At 44.7% G+C, this 19249-nt stretch carries 16 protein-coding genes; 8 read left to right on the top strand and 8 right to left on the bottom strand.

The window, feature by feature from the left end:
• Positions 1–136 precede the first annotated feature (136 nt).
• The gene (locus tag NG821_RS06530) at positions 137–1201 is read left to right on the top strand and encodes an undecaprenyl-phosphate glucose phosphotransferase (protein WP_252760859.1); all 1065 of its coding nucleotides are present in this window, start codon (positions 137–139) and stop codon (positions 1199–1201) included.
• A 182-nt stretch (positions 1202–1383) separates the two neighbouring features.
• Here the strand turns inward: NG821_RS06530 and argH are convergent, their stop codons facing one another.
• From argH to prmC, 6 genes are all read right to left on the bottom strand, one after another.
• Entirely contained in the window at positions 1384–2721 is a 1338-nt protein-coding gene (gene argH / locus NG821_RS06525; protein WP_252760858.1) for an argininosuccinate lyase, read from the bottom strand.
• A gap of 209 nt (positions 2722–2930) precedes the next feature.
• The gene (locus NG821_RS06520) at positions 2931–3353 is read right to left on the bottom strand and encodes an SRPBCC family protein (RefSeq protein WP_252760857.1); all 423 of its coding nucleotides are present in this window, start codon (positions 3351–3353) and stop codon (positions 2931–2933) included.
• Between the two features lie 70 nt (positions 3354–3423).
• Positions 3424–4059, bottom strand: a complete 636-nt coding sequence (gene pyrE, locus NG821_RS06515) for an orotate phosphoribosyltransferase (protein WP_252760856.1) — start codon at positions 4057–4059, stop codon at positions 3424–3426.
• A gap of 125 nt (positions 4060–4184) precedes the next feature.
• The gene (locus tag NG821_RS06510) at positions 4185–4883 is read right to left on the bottom strand and encodes a ComF family protein (protein ID WP_252760855.1); all 699 of its coding nucleotides are present in this window, start codon (positions 4881–4883) and stop codon (positions 4185–4187) included.
• The gene (locus NG821_RS06505) at positions 4880–5590 is read right to left on the bottom strand and encodes a regulatory protein RecX (protein WP_252760854.1); all 711 of its coding nucleotides are present in this window, start codon (positions 5588–5590) and stop codon (positions 4880–4882) included. Before NG821_RS06505 ends, NG821_RS06510 begins: the two co-directional genes overlap by 4 nt.
• A 61-nt stretch (positions 5591–5651) precedes the next feature.
• Positions 5652–6482, bottom strand: coding sequence for a peptide chain release factor N(5)-glutamine methyltransferase (gene prmC, locus NG821_RS06500; protein ID WP_252760853.1), 831 nt, complete (start codon positions 6480–6482; stop codon positions 5652–5654).
• 20 nt (positions 6483–6502) lie between these two features.
• Between prmC and ribD the strand changes: the two genes are divergently transcribed.
• Positions 6503–7462: a bifunctional diaminohydroxyphosphoribosylaminopyrimidine deaminase/5-amino-6-(5-phosphoribosylamino)uracil reductase RibD gene (ribD, locus tag NG821_RS06495; protein WP_252760852.1), complete on the top strand. Its 960-nt coding sequence runs from the start codon at positions 6503–6505 to the stop codon at positions 7460–7462.
• Positions 7449–7610 carry a hypothetical protein gene (locus tag NG821_RS06490; RefSeq protein WP_252760851.1) on the top strand — a complete coding sequence of 54 codons (162 nt, stop codon included), beginning with the start codon at positions 7449–7451 and terminating at the stop codon, positions 7608–7610. The genes ribD and NG821_RS06490 overlap by 14 nt, the downstream gene beginning before the upstream one ends.
• A 95-nt stretch (positions 7611–7705) precedes the next feature.
• Here NG821_RS06490 and NG821_RS06485 read toward each other — a convergent pair whose 3' ends face one another.
• Together NG821_RS06485 and argS are read right to left on the bottom strand one after the other, a co-directional pair.
• Positions 7706–8188 carry an RNase H family protein gene (locus NG821_RS06485; protein ID WP_252760850.1) on the bottom strand — a complete coding sequence of 161 codons (483 nt, stop codon included), beginning with the start codon at positions 8186–8188 and terminating at the stop codon, positions 7706–7708.
• A 50-nt stretch (positions 8189–8238) separates the two neighbouring features.
• Positions 8239–10056 carry an arginine--tRNA ligase gene (argS, locus tag NG821_RS06480; protein ID WP_252760849.1) on the bottom strand — a complete coding sequence of 606 codons (1818 nt, stop codon included), beginning with the start codon at positions 10054–10056 and terminating at the stop codon, positions 8239–8241.
• A 397-nt stretch (positions 10057–10453) separates the two neighbouring features.
• Here argS and NG821_RS06475 point away from each other — a divergent pair, with 397 nt between their 5' ends.
• From NG821_RS06475 to NG821_RS06455, 5 genes are all read left to right on the top strand, one after another.
• Positions 10454–12013 (top strand): pyrroloquinoline quinone-dependent dehydrogenase, encoded by a 1560-nt coding sequence (locus tag NG821_RS06475; RefSeq protein WP_252760848.1) that lies wholly within the window; start codon positions 10454–10456, stop codon positions 12011–12013.
• Between the two features lie 20 nt (positions 12014–12033).
• Positions 12034–14244, top strand: coding sequence for a TonB-dependent siderophore receptor (locus NG821_RS06470; protein ID WP_252760847.1), 2211 nt, complete (start codon positions 12034–12036; stop codon positions 14242–14244).
• Positions 14245–14246: 2 nt separating this feature from the next.
• Positions 14247–16361 carry a TonB-dependent receptor gene (locus NG821_RS06465; RefSeq protein WP_252760846.1) on the top strand — a complete coding sequence of 705 codons (2115 nt, stop codon included), beginning with the start codon at positions 14247–14249 and terminating at the stop codon, positions 16359–16361.
• Positions 16362–16541: 180 nt separating this feature from the next.
• Entirely contained in the window at positions 16542–17627 is a 1086-nt protein-coding gene (gene dinB / locus NG821_RS06460; RefSeq protein ID WP_252760845.1) for a DNA polymerase IV, read from the top strand.
• 95 nt (positions 17628–17722) lie between these two features.
• A complete protein-coding gene (locus NG821_RS06455) occupies positions 17723–18931 on the top strand; it encodes an MFS transporter (protein WP_252760844.1) in 1209 nt (402 codons plus the stop codon).
• The last annotated feature ends 318 nt before the right edge of the window (positions 18932–19249 follow it).

Genomic DNA, 19249 nt, shown 5'->3' with positions numbered 1-19249 from the left:
TTCATCGGGGAAGCGTTTTGAAAATTCTATCAGTTTCATTTTGACGAGGTTTTGATAATTGATGCAAAGGTAATGAATATCGGGGAATACTCAAAATTATTAATCACCCAATTGAGGATAATCATATTATTATACGTTGTTCTTTATTATTTTAGCTACGGATCACCTTAGAGGTCGTGAGTTGTTGTTGGAATATCGGAAACGTAAAGGGGTAAAGCACGAGGTGCTGTTTGTCGGTAGAGGATCCAATTTGGAGGATCTCTATGCTTCCATGAAAGACGATGCCTCTTTTGGCTATTTCTTGAAAGGTTATTTTGCCGATCCTTCAGATGAGACTTTCCTTCCTGACGTTCCTTATTTGGGAAAGGTCTCTGAAGTAAAGGGATGGCTGGACAGTCACGCAGGGAAAATTTCCGCTGTATTCTGCAGTCTGCCTTCTGCAAGGGCAGATGAGATCAGGGAGTTGATAGAATGTTGTACCCAGCATGTGGTGCTGTTCTATAGCGTACCGAATGTGAGAAACTATCTGAAACGAAAGATGAATATGGCGCTTTATGGAGATGTGCCGGTGCTGTATGTGAGTGAGATACCGTTGAATCGACCTGAAAACCAACTCCTCAAACGGGTATTTGACGTAATCGTATCAAGTGTGTTCCTCGTATTTTTCTTCCCTTGGATATTCCTGATTGTTGGTGCGATCATCAAACTGACCATGCCTGGTCCGATATTCTTCAAGCAGAAGCGGACAGGACTAGACGGCCGTGATTTCTGGTGCTATAAGTTTCGTAGCATGAAGGTGAATGACAAAGCTGACAGTATTCAGGCTACGAAGGATGATCCCCGCAAAACGCGTTTCGGAAACTTTATGAGACATACGAATATTGATGAACTGCCACAGTTTTGGAACGTATTCATCGGTACTATGTCTATTGTAGGTCCTCGTCCTCATATGCTCAAGCATACGGAAATCTATTCCCAACTCATTTCGAAATATATGATGAGGCATTTCGTGAAACCGGGTATCACCGGTTGGGCTCAGGTTACTGGTTGCAGGGGTGAAACCCGTGAGTTGAGGCAGATGGAGGAACGGGTGAAGAAAGATATCTGGTATATAGAAAACTGGTCCTTCTTGCTGGATCTGAAAATTATCTGGTTGACTGTATGGGATGTATTTGCCGGTAAAAATGATAATGCGTATTGACGTATTGGGATAGAATACTCATTTGACGCTCTGATGTAAGAAGTAAGTTTTTCAGGAAACCGGCTGTTTGTTGGACAGCAGGTTCCTTTAGAACTTGACAGATCGGAAATACTTTCCGAACGGTCTAGAGTAAAAAATCAGTTAATGAAGAGGATTTAATGAGATTTGGATGACGTCAAAGGTCATTTCAATAAGTCCTGCTCTGCTGTCTCGACTCTCTCGAAGTGGAACTGTTGAATATTCTGTGTCATAAGGGCTTCGATGCGGTCATTGCAGAGGTTTCCGATAGAACCTTCATGGGTGTGATGAATGTGCTTGTCTGGTTTGAATGTTCCTGCCTCAATTTCCAATCCTACTTTCTTATAAGCATCCCTGAACGGCATTCCTGCTGCTGTGAGTTTGTTGACTTTCTCAACAGAGAATATCGGATCGTATAAAGGATTGTCGAGAATATGAGTATTGACTTCCATCTTGTTGACGATATAGGCTGTCATCTGCAGGCAGTTGATCAGTTCGTCAAATGTCGGTAGGAAAACTTCTTTGATCATTTGCAGGTCTCTGAAATAGCCACAAGGAAGATTGTTCATGATCATCATGATCTGTTGTGGCAAACTCTGGATCTTATTGCTCTTTGCACGGATAAGTTCGAAGACATCCGGGTTCTTTTTATGGGGCATGATGCTGGAACCTGTCGTACACTCTTTTGGAAGATGGACAAATCCGAAATTCTGACAGTTGAACAAGCAGGCATCGTAAGCGAGTTTGGCGAGTGTGCCTGCAACAGTCGCCAGAGAGAAAGAGACGTTGCGCTCCATCTTCCCGCGTCCCATCTGAGCGTAGACGACATTGTAGTCCATGGAATCGAAACCTAAGAGTTTGGTGGTCATGGTCCTGTTGAGCGGAAAACTGCTGCCATAGCCTGCAGCACTGCCCAGAGGATTGCGGTTGACCATTCTGTAGGCAGCTAGGAGATAGTACATATCATCAGCCAGCGATTCGGCATAAGCTCCGAACCAGAGTCCGAAACTGCTTGGCATGGCGATCTGAAGATGGGTATAGCCTGGCATGAGGACATTCTTATACTGATTGCTCTTCTGAATGAGTTCATCGAAGAGAACTTTCACGTGATCAACGACTTCCTTGAGCTCATGGCGGGTAAAGAGTTTGAGGTCGAGGAGTACCTGGTCATTGCGACTGCGGCCTGAGTGAATCTTCTTGCCGGTATCTCCGAGTTTGCGGGTGAGCATGAGTTCAACTTGTGAGTGAACATCTTCGACACCATCCTCAATCTTGAATTGACCTGATTCACAGACAGCATAGATATTCTTGAGTTCGGCTAAGAGCCGGGTGAGTTCATCTTTTGTCAAAAGACCGATGGATTCGAGCATAGTGATGTGTGCCATCGAACCGAGAACATCATATTTGGCGAGATAGAGGTCCATTTCTCGGTCGTGTCCGACCGTAAAAGTCTCTATTTCCTTGTTGATCTCATAACCTTTTTCCCAAAGTTTCTTTGCCATAATCGTTTCTCTTTATTTGAAGAATATCCGTCAGTTGTCCGGAAGTATTTAACTGCTCAAGATAACCGATGACTGCTTCTCCCGGTTGTCGTTAGCATACTTTCACGGTTACACAGACATCTCTTGCACAACAGTTTTCGTTATACAGTTCTGATACTTCAAATTGTCTGGCCCTTTTCAAAGGGACCAGAGCATCTGTAAATGCAGTATTAGATTTCCTCGTCGTATGGAATTGCTGCTAAGGCGTCGGCCATCTTTTCCAATCCCTCTTGCAAGGGCTTTTGGACCATTCCTTTTAGGAAAGGACTGACATTAGCCTGGACGGTAAGTCTCATCTTGCACGCTTTTTCCTCAGTGGGCAGAAGTTGAATCCAAAAAGTGAGTGGGACCGGACTTTTCACCGTTTCCATCTTGATGGTCTTCGGTTCTTCACGACTGATGACTTTCATCGTGACTTGTCCGGCCATAGGCAGTTTGAAGGTAATATTATCTCGATCAAAGGAGACGTCTCCAACTTTGTCAGTGGGGATTTTGTCTTTCAATCGTTCCAGATGGCTCAGGTCGCTCAGATTATTATATACAGTCTGTTGTGCGTAAGGTATCTGTTTGATGCTGCTTTCTATTTTTATCATGTTTTATTTAAGGGGTGTTTTTGAGACGATGAATGCGCTCTTTTTGTTACCTGCTATTGGCGTTGGATACTTAGTCCTTGTTCCAGTTAGCCGGGTCCTTGCGCCATTTGTGCAGTAATTCTACATCACTGTCTTTAATATATCCGGTTTCCAAAGCTTCTGCTACGACATGATCATAGTCAGTCAAAGTATAGAGGGGTACATCTGCGTCTTGGAAGGCTTTTTGGGCAATCGGGAAACCATAGGTATAGGAGGCGAGCATGCCGATGACTTCACAACCGTATTTGCGGAGGGCTTCGACAGCTTTGAGTGAGGAATTGCCTGTAGAGACAAGATCCTCCAGTACGACGACCTTCGTGCCTTGTTTCAGTTCACCTTCGATCAGATTCTCGAGTCCGTGGTTCTTAGGTTTGGAGCGGACATAGACAAAAGGCAGGTTAAGAGCGTCTGCCACGAGTGCTCCCTGGGGAATAGCCCCGGTAGCAACACCGGCAATGGCTTCTGCATCCGGAAAGTATTTCTGAACGCTATGTGCAAATTCGAGTTTGACGAATATCCTTAACTCCGGATAAGACAGCGTCTTCCGGTTATCACAATAGAAAGGTGACTTCCATCCAGATGCCCATGTGAAAGGGTCGTTGGGCTGTAGTTTAATAGCCTTGATCTGAAGGAGTTTTGAAGCGAAAACTTTTTTTAAGTTGTCCATGATGAATCTTAGAATGATATGGATTTTAGTACAAAGGTACAATTCTTTTCTTAATAACGTACTGGTGGAAGTGCTAATTTGTGCTTTTTACTTATGAAAGGCTCTTTTTCTGCCTGAAAGTGTCGTTAATTTTTGGCATAACCTATGGTGAGGATACTGAACCGGACTTCACCGGCTTTCATGAGGGCTTGGGCGCAGGCTGTAAGTGTTGCCCCTGTCGTGCAGATATCATCCACGAGAAGGAGATGGTGGTTCTTCACCTGCTCAGAATTGCGTATTTGGAAGAGTCCTTCCACATTCTCTGCGCGTTCCCATCTGTCTTTGTTGGTCTGGCTACTGCTGAAACTGCTGCGGGTGACGATATTGTCCCATACCGGGATACCGGTAACTTGATGTATTCCTTCAGCGATTTCATCGCTTTGATTGTACCCTCTTTGGCGTAAGCGCTTCTTTGCCAAAGGAACAGGGACAATGGCATCAATTCCTTCAAAGAAGTGTGAAGAGATGATTTCTTTTGCCAGCATTTTACCCATCAATTCTCCATATTCCCTATGCCCCTTATATTTTAGGTCATAGATGATGCGGGCTTCCTGAGAGCCGCCATGATGATAGAGCCATGCCGCAGCGCGTTCCACTGGAATCCTTCCCCAGAAGGCCTTTGCCATCTCATTGTCTAATGGATGTTGCCACTGGTAGGTGCGGGGCAAATCAAGATTACAGGTCGAGCAGATCATTTCTTCTCTAGGTGCAAGGCGTTTTCCACATATAGCGCAAGCCCTTGGGGCAATTAGATTGAGAATCCTTTCAAGTAAACTGGTCGTCATTTCGCAGACTTGTCTTTATCAGTTTTTTGTGCACCGAAAGTTGTGGAAACTCTGTCTATCTTGTCATCGTCTCCGAAAGTATTTGAGATAAGGTCGGTCTGTTCTTCCTCGTCGGAGGAGTTTTCTTTAGAGTCTTTCTGATCGGTGAAATCACCGATTTCTGTATTCTCTTCCATTCCCGGGAAGGATTCATCAGAAAATTCCGTCCCGCTTTCAGACTCAGCAAAAGAAGTTTCATCTTGTGCTGGCATACATTTCATGATCAGGTCAGGAGTAAAACCTCGACCGGCAGCAAAACGGAAAAGTTTTTGCCTGAACTCATAGTCGGATTCGGCATGGACAGATGCTGCTTTTGTCTTGAGTAGAGGCTTGAGTATGTGAATATAATCTTCTTCAGGGATTACGTCGAGAATCGGAGTAGAGATGGTCTGAGGAATTCCCTTTCGATATAGGGCGAGTTCCAATTTTCTCCGTCCCCATTTCGCATACTTGATCTTGTCATGGACGAAAGCCTTACAATACCTGGAATCATCGATGAAACCGTTTGAAATCAACTTATCTATCACTCTATTACGAGTTTCTTCTGGCATATTCCAACGTTTCATCTTTCCGATCATGTCCTGCGAACAGTATTCTGCTGAGGCACAGAGGGCAGAAAGAATTTCCAAAGCCTGTTGCTCTGATTTTTGTCTGATGATTCTTCTCATATACAATTGAGTTTATTTAGAGAGTGACTATGATGCAAGTTGTAAAAACTGTTCCAGGTGTTTATCGATGGGCTTTAAACATTCTAGGTTTTCCAAAACTGTCTTTATAGACCTTTGGTTCAAGGAGACCTTCTTCTAAAATCATTGATTTCATCGCTTCTTCATATTGGGGATTGATTTCGAAAAAGAGTGAACCTCCGTGTCGTAGTGCTGTCTTGGCATATTTCGTGATGGCCCGATAGAAAAGCAGAGGATCTTCGTCTGGTACAAAGAGAGCCATAGCAGGCTCATAATCCAGTACGTTCCTTTGCATCTCTACTCGTTCTTTTTCTGTCACGTAAGGCGGATTGCTGATGATGAAATCCCATTGCACCTGATTTTCTGGCAACTGGAGGGCATCCTGTCGTCCGAAGTTGACATTGGCTCCGAGTTCTGTAGCATTCTCTTTGGCTATTAGTAAAGCTTCTTGAGATATATCCCATGCGGTGACTTGTCCCTTTCCTTTTAGGGCTAATGCGAGGGTGATAGCAATGCATCCACTGCCGGTGCCAATATCCAGAATCTCTCCTTCAGGTGATTGCTGCAGAATCAACTCACAGAGTTCTGCTGTCTCCGGTCTTGGAATGAGGACACCCGGTGCTACTTTGAAGGTATGTCCGCAGAAATCAGTTTCCCCTAATACATACTGTACGGGCTCTCCTTTTTGGAGTCTCTTCATGATTTCTTGGAGCGTTTGCAGTTCTTTTGGTGAAAATTCACTAACTTTGTCACATAGAATATCTGTCAGTGTCAGTCCGAATCGTACTTCCAGCACGGCTCGCACGATAGCTTTTGCTTCACGTTCCTCATAGAGTGGAGTAAGTTCCTGATAGAGATGCTGGAAGTTGATCATACTGCAAAAATACAGAAAATATGGAGAAAGACCAAAAAGGTCAAGATGAAAAATTCATGCGCCGTTGTTTGCAATTGGCTGTGAATGGCCGTCAGAACGCAAAACCTAATCCGATGGTAGGAGCGGTCATCGTGAATGCTTCGGGTAGGATCATAGGAGAAGGCTATCATATTCGTTGTGGTGAGGGTCATGCTGAAGTGAATGCTTTTGCATCCGTGAGTCCTGAAGATGAGCGATTCCTTCCCGAATCTACGATTTATGTCAGTTTGGAACCTTGTTCTCATTACGGCAGGACTCCCCCTTGTTGTGATCTGATTATCAGGAAAGGTGTCCGGCGTGTGGTCTGTGGCTGTATTGATCCCTTTGCCAAGGTTCAGGGACGTGGTATCAAGAAGATACGAGCTGCAGGAATAGAGGTTACTGTAGGTGTTCTGGAGAAGGAATGCCGCCATCTCAATAAGCGTTTTATGACTTTCCATAAATATCATCGACCGTATATTATTCTGAAATGGGCTCAGAGCGCAAATGGTTTTATCGATGACCATTTCAAACCGGTACAACTTTCTTCTGATTTTACCCGTATGCTCGTTCACCAACTGCGGTCTGAAAACGATGCGATCTTGGTGGGGCACGTTACCGATGAACGTGAGCATCCTCAACTGAACGTCCGTGACTGGAGTGGCCCTGATCCTGAGCGAATCGTCCTCCGTCCTCCAGATACTCCACAGACAGTCATTCAGCGATTGTATGAACAACATAAACAGAGTTTGGTAGTAGAAGGTGGAGCAGCGACACTCAGGAGTTTTCTGTCTGCTGGCCTTTGGGATGAGATTAGGGTAGAGACAGCTCTGGATCGTTTAATCGAGGAGGGAACTCGTGCCCCACAACTCCCAGGGGATTTAGTACTGTTGAACGAGGAAGTTGAGGACAATCAATTGATTTGTACTTATGAGAGGAAGGAGGAGTATGGGAACGAATAGATTTACGTCCCGATTGACGGCATCTGATGATTATAAGCGTGAAGTCTTGATCCGGAAGATCGAGGAAGCTGTCGAGAAGATGAGATTGGGAGAGTTGGAGGCACTCAGTTATGATATGTTCACTAAAGGATATATAGAGGATTTATGAAAAATCAAGCATTGGCAGAGCAAAAGTCCTTCAAAACTTGATGCATTTCAAATAAAATACCACATAAGGTCTTTTATTGAAATTAGAATGATTCTTTATTTTTTCTTCCTTCCGAAGTCGGCAGGACATTCTCCCCATTGTGCCGTTTCCCATTTTAGGATAGGTACTTGGACAGGATGTGTGCGAAGCCATTTCTCTGCTCTTGCGATGATTCCATAGAGAGGAGCTGTGCTGGCATCACGGACGAGTTTGGTCTTACACTGTTTCTTCTGAACCCAAAGAATGGCATTATAACTGTCGGAATAGATGACTTTGTCACGGATATCCTGGCGATCCATCAGGGCAAGGGCATGGACGATGGCAAGGAATTCCCCGATATTGTTAGTGCCTCTTACCGGACCGAAATGGAAGATACGGGCACCTGTAGCCAGGTCGATACACTGGTATTCCATTGGCCCGGGATTACCTGAACAAGCGGCATCCACTGCCCATGCGTTTGCCTTTACGGCCAGGGGTAGTGGAAGTACTGTATCATGACGGTAATCGGGAGGATTAATCGGTTCGTTCTTTTTAGACATAATGTATAAATAGATCTTTTCCTGTTGTCAGACAGAAAAAGATTTAGTGATCACATACGTTCCGGTACTTCGATACCTAGGAGATCCATCGCATTCTTGATAACCTTGGCGACATTGCCGGCAAGAACTAGACGGGTGATCTTCTCAGATTCATTCTCGGCATTCAGAATACTGTAATCATGGTAGAACTGGTTGAAGTCCTTCGTCAACTCGTAAGTATAGTTGGCTATGACAGCAGGATTATAGTTGTTCCCGGCTTCTTGTACAGTTGCGGTGAAATCGTTCATTTTCTGAATAAGTTGTATCTCTTTCTCGTTGAGTGGCATGTCATCAGGGAGTTGTGCCGGAATCTTGAGATTCAATTCAGCAGACTTTCTCATGATACTCCGGATACGGGCGTAAGTGTATTGGATAAAAGGACCGGTATTTCCGTTGAAATCGATGGATTCGGCAGGATTGAAGAGCATGTCTTTCCGGGCATCGACTTTCAGTATGAAATATTTTAGAGCACCGAGTCCGACAATGCGTGCGATTTCAGACTTCTCTTCTTCAGTCATATCTTTGAATTTCCCGAGTTCATCGGAGGTCTGACGTGCCTGTCGTATCATCTCTGAGATCAATTCGTCGGCATCTACTACAGTCCCTTCACGGCTCTTCATCCTCCCATTAGGCAGATTGACCATCCCATAGGAGAAATGTACCAGATCCTTGCCCCATTTGAATCCGAGTTTGTCAAGGATAATAGAAAGCACCTGGAAGTGGTAATTCTGCTCATTGCCGACCACGTAGATCATCTTGTCTATAGGATAGTCGTGGAAACGCATTTCTGCCGTACCGATATCCTGAGTCATATAGACAGAGGTGCCGTCTTTCCTCAACAGGAGTTTTTGATCGAGTCCTTCCTGTGTCAGGTCACACCAGACACTGTTGTCTTCTTTCCGATAGAAGAGACCCTTTTTCAAACCCTCCAAAACTTTGCGTTTACCTTCAATATAAGTGTTGGATTCGTAATAGATCTTGTCAAAGCTTACGCCCAGTGCTTTATAGGTCTGGTCGAAACCGGCATAGACCCAGGAATTCAATTTCTTCCATAAAGCGCGGACCTCAGGATCATTGTTTTCCCAACGGACGAGTAAGTGATGCGCTTCCTGGATGAGAGGAGCCTCATTCTTGGCTTTTTCTTCAGCTTTTTCTTCGTCCATGCCCTCGGCCATATATTGACTCTTCAACGGTTCCCATTGAGCCTTATAATGCTGCTCGAATGCGACATAGCAATCGCCGATGAGATGGTCGCCTTTCTTGCCTGTTGATTCCGGTGTCTCACCATTGAACCATTTCTTCCAGGCAATCATCGACTTGCAGATATGGATTCCGCGGTCGTTGACAATATTGGTCTTTATGACTTTCTTTCCGGTTGCTGCCAGAATCTGAGATAGAGCCCAACCCAACAGATTATTGCGGACATGCCCCAGATGCAGAGGTTTGTTCGTGTTAGGGGAAGAGTATTCCACCATATAGAGCGGAGCATCTTTAGCGGGCGCTGTCTTTCCGTAATTCGGATCTGCATAGATATCATTGAGTAACTTAATCCAAGCAGAAGGAGCAATGGTGAGGTTCAAAAATCCTTTCACCACATTATAGTCGGCTATTGCCGGACAGTTTTTTACCAAGGCTTCGCCTATTTCCCGAGCTGTGTCTTCAGGTTTTTTATGAGAAATCCTAAGCAGAGGGAAAACGACGAGGGTCAAATTACCTTCAAAGTTACTTTTTGTCTGTTGTATCTGAAGCATTTTCTCAGGTACATCCTGCCCATACAACTCTTTGACGGCATGAGCGGCCGCGTTACAGATCTGATCTTCTATTTTCATACCGGTATAATTTCAGTGATTCGAATTCGTAAGTGCAAAGTTAGTGAAAATAATCGAAAAGTCAGACTAGCGTAAAATTTTTTTTATCCTTTCAGGAGACCGCTTCACTTCTGTTTATCGGGGATCCGTTCTGGAACAGGTAACCTGGGTCTATTTTATAATAGGTGAAAAGGAAGGAAAAGAGAGGAAAGACTTAGTAAGGTAAAAAAAACGTTTTGAGTTAGAAAAAAAATAAGTTATAATTACTCATTTTTGGTTTTTTTTGTAACTTTGTACATGGATTGTATTAATTATTGTATTTAGGATTTAAAACTAATAATTTTTTCTAAGAGGTATTATTATAAATAAAAAAAGTAATATTAACAGAATCCTTGGGATCTCAGCGTTGTTTCTATGCTTGGGAGCGGGTGCATTGAGCGCTCAGGTCGAGGATAAGGCAGAAAACTGGACGAGTTATAACAGAACTATTGATGGTATCCGGTTCTCTCCTTTAACACAGATTACTCCAGAAAATGTGGCTAATATGAAAGAGGTAGCTGCATTTGATCTAGGTTCAGATGTCAACAGTTTCCAAACCGGTATTTTGGCTATAGACGGTAAATTGTATTTCTCTACAGATACTGCAACCTATGCTATCAACGGTAAGACTGGGAAGTTGATCTGGAAGGCTACCCGTAAGGGTGGAGGTTCAGGCTATGGCGCCAACAGAGGATTGGCTTACTTGAACGGCAGATTGTTCAGAGGAACTTCTGACGGACACGTACTGGCCTATAACATGAAAAACGGCAAATTAATTTGGGATGTTATTCCTCAAGGTGCAACTGATCCCGGGAAATACTTCGGTATGTGCCCTGTTGCATACGATGGAAAAGTCTTTATCGGAAATGGTGGCGGTGACAATGCCGGTGTTATCGGTAGTGTCTATGCTTTGGATGCTTCCAACGGCCGCATGCTTTGGAGGTTCAATACCGTTCCTGATGCGAAAGAGAATCCGAAGACTTCTACAGGACTGCCAGTTTCCGGTGGCGGTGTATGGACAACAATGTCTATAGATAAGGAAAACGGTTTGCTCTATGCATCTGTTGGTAATCCATCTCCTGACTTCGATGTTGAATTCCGTGGCGCAGACAGACCTTATTTCAATAATGTCATCGCTTTGGATATCAATACCGGTAAGGTTAAAGGAAATCAACAGGTTGTGAAGAATGACGCCCACGATTGGGATGCTTCTGCCGCACCTATTATCTTTACTACAAAAGACAACCGCAAATTGGTTGCTGAGGCTGGCAAGAATGGCCTGCTGACTGTAATGGACGGTTCAAAGATCGCTACTACTGAAGATCCGGCTGAGGCTCTGCCTTTCGTTTATGAGGTACCTACAACTACACGTATCAATACCGATGTACGTTTGAGCCGTGAAATCTATACCTATTTCAAACCTGGCTATATGGGCGGCAATGAATGGAACGGACCTGCTTTTGATCCGACGAAAAACTTGTTGTTCAATGGCACCGATGACTGGGGCGTCAAGATGAAGTTGCCTTCTTTGGAAGAAGCTAAGAAAAACATACCTGCCGTTGGTAAGGAATGGTTTGGTGCTTCAGACATGATCTGGGACAAGGCTGATCAGGCTAAAGGTTGGTTGAAGGCATTCAATGCCGCCGACGGATCTGTAAAATGGTCTTATCATGCTACTTCTCCTATCGTTTCCGGTGTTACTCCTACTGCAAGTGGACTGTTGTTCACAGCTGCTCAGAACGGCGATGTCTATGCCTTTGATTCTGAGACAGGAAAACTCCTTTGGAAGGGTTCTACTGGTTTGATGAATGCCGGTGGCGTCATCACTTATGCTATTAAAGGAAAGCAATATGTCGCTGTAACAGCCGGATTGAAATCAAGTTTGTGGACCGGTGTCGGTGCATCTGCTAAATGTAAGATCGTCATCTATTCCTTATAAATGGAGTAAATTTGATGAACATGACATCGAGAATATTTAAGATCGGGAGACTTCCTTTTGTGGAAGGTCTCTCGATTTTGTTTTTGTGGGTAGGTATTTCTCAGAATACCTATGCACAGAACGACAGTACAAAAGTGGTTTTGCCGACCGTGGAAGTTGAAGGAAGACGGGTGCAGAGTTATACGAGTGACTATAGCTATATGTTGACGAAGACACAGGCACCTATACTTCAGACTCCCGCAAGCATCTCGTCGGTGACCAAGGAATTGATCAATGATAAGTTACAATATTCTTTGCAGGATATTTCTTCTGATGTAGCCGGTGTAGCCAGTTATTCCGGTTTTGATGAATATACGATCCGCGGTTTCAGAGCTGAAAATGCGAGGTTGTTCAACGGTCTTAGAGGTTACAACTCCAAGTTTGCCAGTCCGATGCTGGTCAATGTGGAGAGAATAGAGATCCTCAAAGGTCCTGCAGCCACCTTGTACGGCAACAGTGACCCTGGGGGCAGCATTAATCTGGTCTCCAAGAAACCTTTAGACACGAACAGGGCTAGTGTCTCAGTCATGGGTGGAAGTTGGGACCACTGGCGCTTCATGGGGGATGTGACCGGGCCTTTGAATAAATCCAAGACCTTGCTCTACAGATTGAATGCAGGGTATGATACCCATAATTCTTTCAGGGATAATCAGTTTGCGCACTCTTATCAGATTGCGCCGTCCTTGTCTTTTATCCCTAATGACAAGTTGGAGTTGAATGTTGAATTTTCTCTTTCCCATACCAACTCTGTCTTGGATCGCGGTGTTCCGGGAATCGAAAACGAATCGATTAAAGATTTCTCACCCATTCGTCTGACTTTGAACCAAAAGGGAGACAGACTGAAGGAGACCGATATTGCAACTTCCATATTCGGATCTTACAAGTTCAACAAGCATATCAGTTTCAATACCGGCTATTTGAACTATATCTCCAATGAGAAAGTAGCGGAGCATAGTTTCCAGAGTTATCTCTCACCGGATACGATAGGATTGTATTACACGAAGTGGAACTACAAGACGGTCACTCATAGTCTGACCAACTATTTCAGTTTCCGTTTCAAGACCGGTCCTTTGAAACATGACCTAGTGGCAGGTTGGGATTATATCCAGACGAAAATCAATCGTGGTGACCAGGATAGGTATGAAGTTCCTTCTCTGTTTGGCAAGAATAGCGGGATCGTCAGCGCTTTCAGTTTGAGGCACCCGGTGTATGAGACGCCTGATTTCTCCACTTATGTGCTTTCAGATGCTGATAACGAGAATAATGAAGTAGATGCCGATATCTATCGTACTCAAGGCCTTTATATCCAGGAATTCCTGACTTGGAACAGATGGAAATTACTGGCAGGTATCAGGCGTGAGTTCTATAGAGGGGCTGATGATGACGATGATTCCGGTAGCGATGAGGGTTCTGCTGATGCAGACGATGACGACGATGAAGTGGATTTGGGCGGAAAGATAGAGAATATCTGGCTGCCGAAGATCGCTCTCTTGTACGACATTACTCCTAACGTGACCACTTATGTCCAGTACAGCAAAGGATTTGATCCGTTCGAACAGTCCAATGACCTTCAGATATTCAAGAATCCGTTCAAACCTATCGTGAGCCAACTCTATGAGTTTGGTGCGAAAGGCATGTTTTTCAATCAGAAGTTGATGGCGACATTAGCCGTCTATCGCCTCGATGTGAAGAATACGGCAGTCAATGCCAATGATCCTTCCCAACCTGATCTGTATGTCCAGCATGGCGAGGATCGTTCTCAAGGCATAGAACTGGAGTTGAACGGCAATATTCTTCCGAACTTATCCGTCAATATCAACTATGCCTATGATGTGGCAAAAGTAGAGAAGAGTGATGTCCCGAGTGAAGTCGGGAACCTGAAGGAAAATGCGCCGAAGAATATTAGTAACAGTTGGATCAAATATACTTTTGATCATGGCTTCCTGAGCAATCTCAGCATTATGCTCGGACACAGTCAGGTTAGTCGCCGGAATACGCTTACTCCCGGGCTGCGTTTACCCGGATATGTCATATTCAACGGTGCACTACAGTACCGGTGGCATCATATAGAGGTCTTCTTTAATTTGGATAACATCCTGAATAAAGTTTATTGGCAGAGTGCCTATAATAACATTTACAAATGGCCGGGCGCTCCGAGAAACTTTATGGCAGGTTTTACCTATAACTTATAATAATGAATAGAAACGGTAACATTGCAGGAAGACGGGATTTGCTTGAAAGATGCCTGATGTGCATGCTGGTGTTGATGTCTTCCTCTCTCATATATGGTAAAGGGGAGTCAAATGACAGTATTCTCGTACATTCGGATACTTCCCATACGAATTTACCGGAGGTTGTCATCAATGGTTATCTCCATAATCAATATTTGTCACAGACCCCCGCATCTGTCAACGTCATCAATCAGTTGGAGTTGAATTCAAGACAACCGACTTCTTTGGTTGCAACCATGAATTCTGTTCCGGGCGTGAGGATGGAAGAACGTTCTCCTGCAAGTTACCGCTTGTCTATCAGAGGGAATGTGATCCGTTCTCCTTACGGCATACGGAATGTGAAAATCTATTATGATGACTTTTCTCTGACGGATGCAGGAGGGAATACTTATTTGAATTTGATTGACCCGAGTGTTATTTCCAGAATAGAGATACTCAAGGGTCCTGATGGCAGTCTTTTCGGAGAAAACTCAGGTGGCGTCGTTCTGCTGCAGTCTGAGAACCAAAGATCCGAAATAGGCAGTCTGAAACTCTTCAGCGGTTCGTATGGGCTGGCAGGAGGAGCCTTTCATTACCAGGTTCGGCCGTCCAACAATCTTTTGAATCTCAATGGTTCTTATCAGAGATCTGACGGTTACAGAGACCAGTCCTTTTCGCGTCGCTTGTTCTTTCAATTGGACGACCACTGGAAATACAACAGGAAATCGGAATTGAATATCATGTCTTTCTTCTCGGGAATACACTATGACACACCCGGTGGATTGACCAAGGCACAGTTTGATGCCGATCCCCGAATGTCCAGACCTGCGACTAAAACTCAGCCTGGGTCAAGAGAGCAGAATACAGGGAGCTTGGACAATATGTTCTTTTTAGGAGTTTCCAATAAAACGTCATTCAATGCGTATGCCGACTTTACGACTGCTCTATGGGGCTCACATTTGAAACATCGGAATTATGCTATACCGGACTATGAAAGTGACCAGATGAATAATCTGGGCTTCCGGACCTATCTGGCTCTGCACAGACCGGATGAAGAGCAAGTCGATTTCAAACCGAGTCTGGAAGTAGGGGCTGAAGGACAACTCATGTCCTCTCATATCCATACTTTTGATAATAATGGAGGCGTAGCCGGTGATGAACAGTCCTATAGTAACATTATGAGTCATGCCGTCTTCGGCTTTGTCCGCTCCAGGATAGAATGGAAGCGCTTTATAGCCGAAATGGCAGTTTCATGGAATTTCGACGGGTATCGCTTTAAGGATACAACTCGAGTCAGTGACAACTTCCATCCGGTTTGGATGCCTCATTTCGCCATCAATTATAGATTTAATTCCCATCTTTCTCTGCGGGCAACTGTAAGTAAAGGCTATTCCGTGCCCACAACTGATGAGGTGCGTCCGTCGGATCAGAAGATCTATAAAGATCTTGAACCTGAAACCGGCTGGAATTATGAGACTGGTTTCCGGCTCAATCTGTTTGATAACCGCCTTATGGTCGATGCCTCAGTGTACCGTTACATCCTCAACAATGGTATTATATCCCGTCAGAACGAATTGAGTCAGGCGTTTTTTGTCAATGCCGGTAAGATCCGGCAAACGGGCATAGAAGGTTCTGTCTTCTGCGGTATTTTGCCTCAGAAAGATAGCCGGTTTATCCGTTTCTTATATTTGAACGAAAGTTATACCTATTCCTTCTATCACTTTGGAGACTATCAGGAGGATGATCAGGATTATTCGGGCAATCGGGTGCCAGGGGTGCCACGTACGACACTGGTCACTAATCTGAAAGCCGGTCTGCCATGGTCCCTGAGTTGTATGGTGGAATACCATTATGCCAGTCGTGCAGCTATGGATGATGCCAACGATGCCTATGCCCGCAGCTATCATCAGTTGTCAGCCCGGATCAGTTATCTTCCCAAATCTACACATCGGATAAATCTGAAAGAGATATTCTTGTTCTTTGATAATATTCTGAATCAGAAATACAGTTTGGGCTACGATATCAATGCCTATGGGGCACGGTATTACAATGCGGCACCGGGTCGGAATTTCCAGGTCGGGATATCTTTCTCCATTTGATGGCATGCCGGTTGACTGCTATGCCTTGCATTTGATCTGACACAACCGCTGTCTCGTTCCATCCTGTCGACCTTTGAACAAGCAAGTCAGGGGGGATTGTGATACTTTGATGCAAAGTCTGCAATTTGGCGAATACGCTTTTAGGAATTCACCGGAAAATTGTATCTTTGCATTTAGAGTATGGCAGAGCGTAAAATCATACATATTGATATGGATGCTTTCTTTGCGAGTGTCGAGCAGCGGGACCATCCTGAACTGAAAGGACGGCCTGTGGCTGTCGGTCATGACAGTACGCGGGGAGTGGTGGCTACCGCCAGCTATGAGGCGCGGAAGTTTGGTGTCCATTCTGCCATGTCTATGGTCACGGCCAAGCACTTGTGCCCGGAACTGGTCATCGTAGAAGGACATCGGGAACATTACGTTCAGATCTCCCAACAGATCCGTGATATCTTCCACGAATATACCGACTTGGTCGAACCTCTTTCCATTGATGAGGCTTTCCTCGATGTCACGGAGAATAAAAAGAATATCGCGCTTGCCGATGACATCGCAAAAGCGATAAAAAAGGAGATCAGGGATAAACTTCATCTGACGGCCTCCGCCGGTGTTTCCTACAATAAATTCCTGGCTAAGATCGCTTCCGATTATCGCAAACCTGACGGTCTCTGTACCATCCATCCTTCAAAAGCACTCGATTTTATCGCTCAACTGCCGGTGGAAAAATTCTGGGGCGTGGGTGAGAGGACTGCTGAAATCATGCATAAGATGGGTATCTTTACGGGCGCCCAACTCCGTTCTTGTTCCCAGGAACATCTTATAGAAGTTTTCGGAAAGACCGGAAGCATATTCTATGATTTTGCACGGGGTATAGACGAGCGGCCTGTGGTCACGCATCGTGAGCGGAAATCAGTGGGCTGCGAGCATACGTTTTCTGAAAATATCAGTTTGAAGTCTACTGTCATTATCGAACTCTATCATATTGTCCTTGAACTTCAGGAGCGTATTGAGAAGAGTCATTTTGAGGGCAGGACTTTGACGTTGAAAGTGAAATATGGCGATTTCTCCCAGATTACCCGTAGTTTGACACAAGGAAAATTACTCCGGACCAAGGCTGATATTCTGCCTTTGGCAAAATCCCTTCTGAGGCAAGTCAGTTATGACGTGAATCACGCTATCCGCCTCATGGGTCTGTCGGTGTCCAAATCGGGAGATCAGGAGAAAGATAGACCGGAATGGAGAGAATTGGAGATTGATTTTGAAGACTGATGACCGGGACATGATCGCCGGTGGAGGTAGTCGAATCCGGTAATGCGAAATTCGGAATTTCAGAGACAAGGACACAATATACGAGAAATAAGAGTATGCAACAAAATTTACAACACGAGAGTAACGACAAACTTTGGAATATCGATTACGTTAAGGTGTTGGCAGCCAATGCCATGATGTATTTTGCCTTTTATCTGCTTGCCCCTCTGCTTCCGATTTATTTGACTGAGCGTTTCGGGACGACGAAAGACGTCATCGGACTGGTACTGTTTGGCTATACTGTGGCAGCTCTGCTCTTTCGTCCTTTTAGCGGTTATATCGTCGACAGTTTTAATCGGAAAAAGGTGCTGATGGCTTGTGTCTTCGCCTTTGCTGCCTGCTTTGCCGGTTATTTGGTAGCCGGTACCTTATTGATGTTCGCCATCGTCCGGACCGTTCATGGAGGACCTTTTGGCGCAGCTACTGTCGCGAACAGTACGGCGGCCATTGACGTACTGCCTTCGACCAGGCGCACAGAAGGCTTGGGATATTATGGGTTGAGCAATAATTTGGCGATGGCTGTGGCTCCTTCTGCAGGTATTTATATCTATGAGGCTTGCCATAATTTTACTGTACTTTTCTGGATCGCCCTGATCGTTGCCATCATAGGCTTCCTGATTGATTCGTCGGTTAAAATTCCGATTAAGGATATTGTAGAAAATAGAGGAAAATTCTCCCTTGACCGTTTTTTCCTGACACGTGCATGGCTGTTGGCAATCAATATCGCATTGTTCGGTTTCTGCTTCGGTGTGTTGAGTAATTACCTTGCCATTTATTCGAGAGATGTCATGGGAATTACCGATGGAACCGGCACTTATTTCGCTTTTCTTTCCCTAGGACTTGTCTGCTCCAGACTTCAGGGGGCAAAATCTTTGAGGCAAGGGCACGTCACTCATAATGCAGCTTATGGAATGATCATCGCCCTAGTGGGGTATACGGTCTTCGTCGCCTTCCCGAATCTCGTAGGTTACTACCTTTCGGCATGCCTTATCGGACTTGGCAACGGTCACATGTATCCTGCATTCCTGAATATGTTTGTGGCAACAGCACGTCACGATCAGAGAGGAACTGCCAATTCCTCCATCCTCACATCCTGGGATTTCGGATTCGGTATAGGTATCCTGCTGGGTGGTATTGTGTCACAGTTCTTCGGATATTCCGCAGCTTTCTGGATGGTAGTAGGCGACAATGTCTGTGGCGTCGTTCTTTTCTTCTTAGCTACTAGAAAGTTCTTTCTCAAGAGGAGACTTGAACCGATTTCTTGAAATCTGCTGGAGGAGTGGCCTTTAAAACTTTCGGAAGATCTGAATATAAATAATAAAAGGTCGATAACTTGATGAATCCTGCTATGAATATCCTTGTGGATATTCGGATATAGCCTTGCTTGCTTTTATCTGAAAGCTTCATGAGGGGACAGTACTATATTAAGAAACAAAAAATACCCAGTTCATTCCGAGCCTTTTAGGTAAAGTATATTTACAGTTTGTCGTTCATAAAAATACCCCTGTCTCTTTCGAGAAAGAAGAGGGTATAGTTTCTCGAAAGTCAGGCGTCTCTTTCGAGAAACATGACGGCAACATTCT

Source organism: Segatella cerevisiae, from assembly GCF_024054555.1.
GTDB lineage: Bacteria > Bacteroidota > Bacteroidia > Bacteroidales > Bacteroidaceae > Prevotella > Prevotella cerevisiae.
This window is presented reverse-complemented; position numbering and strand designations above follow the sequence as displayed.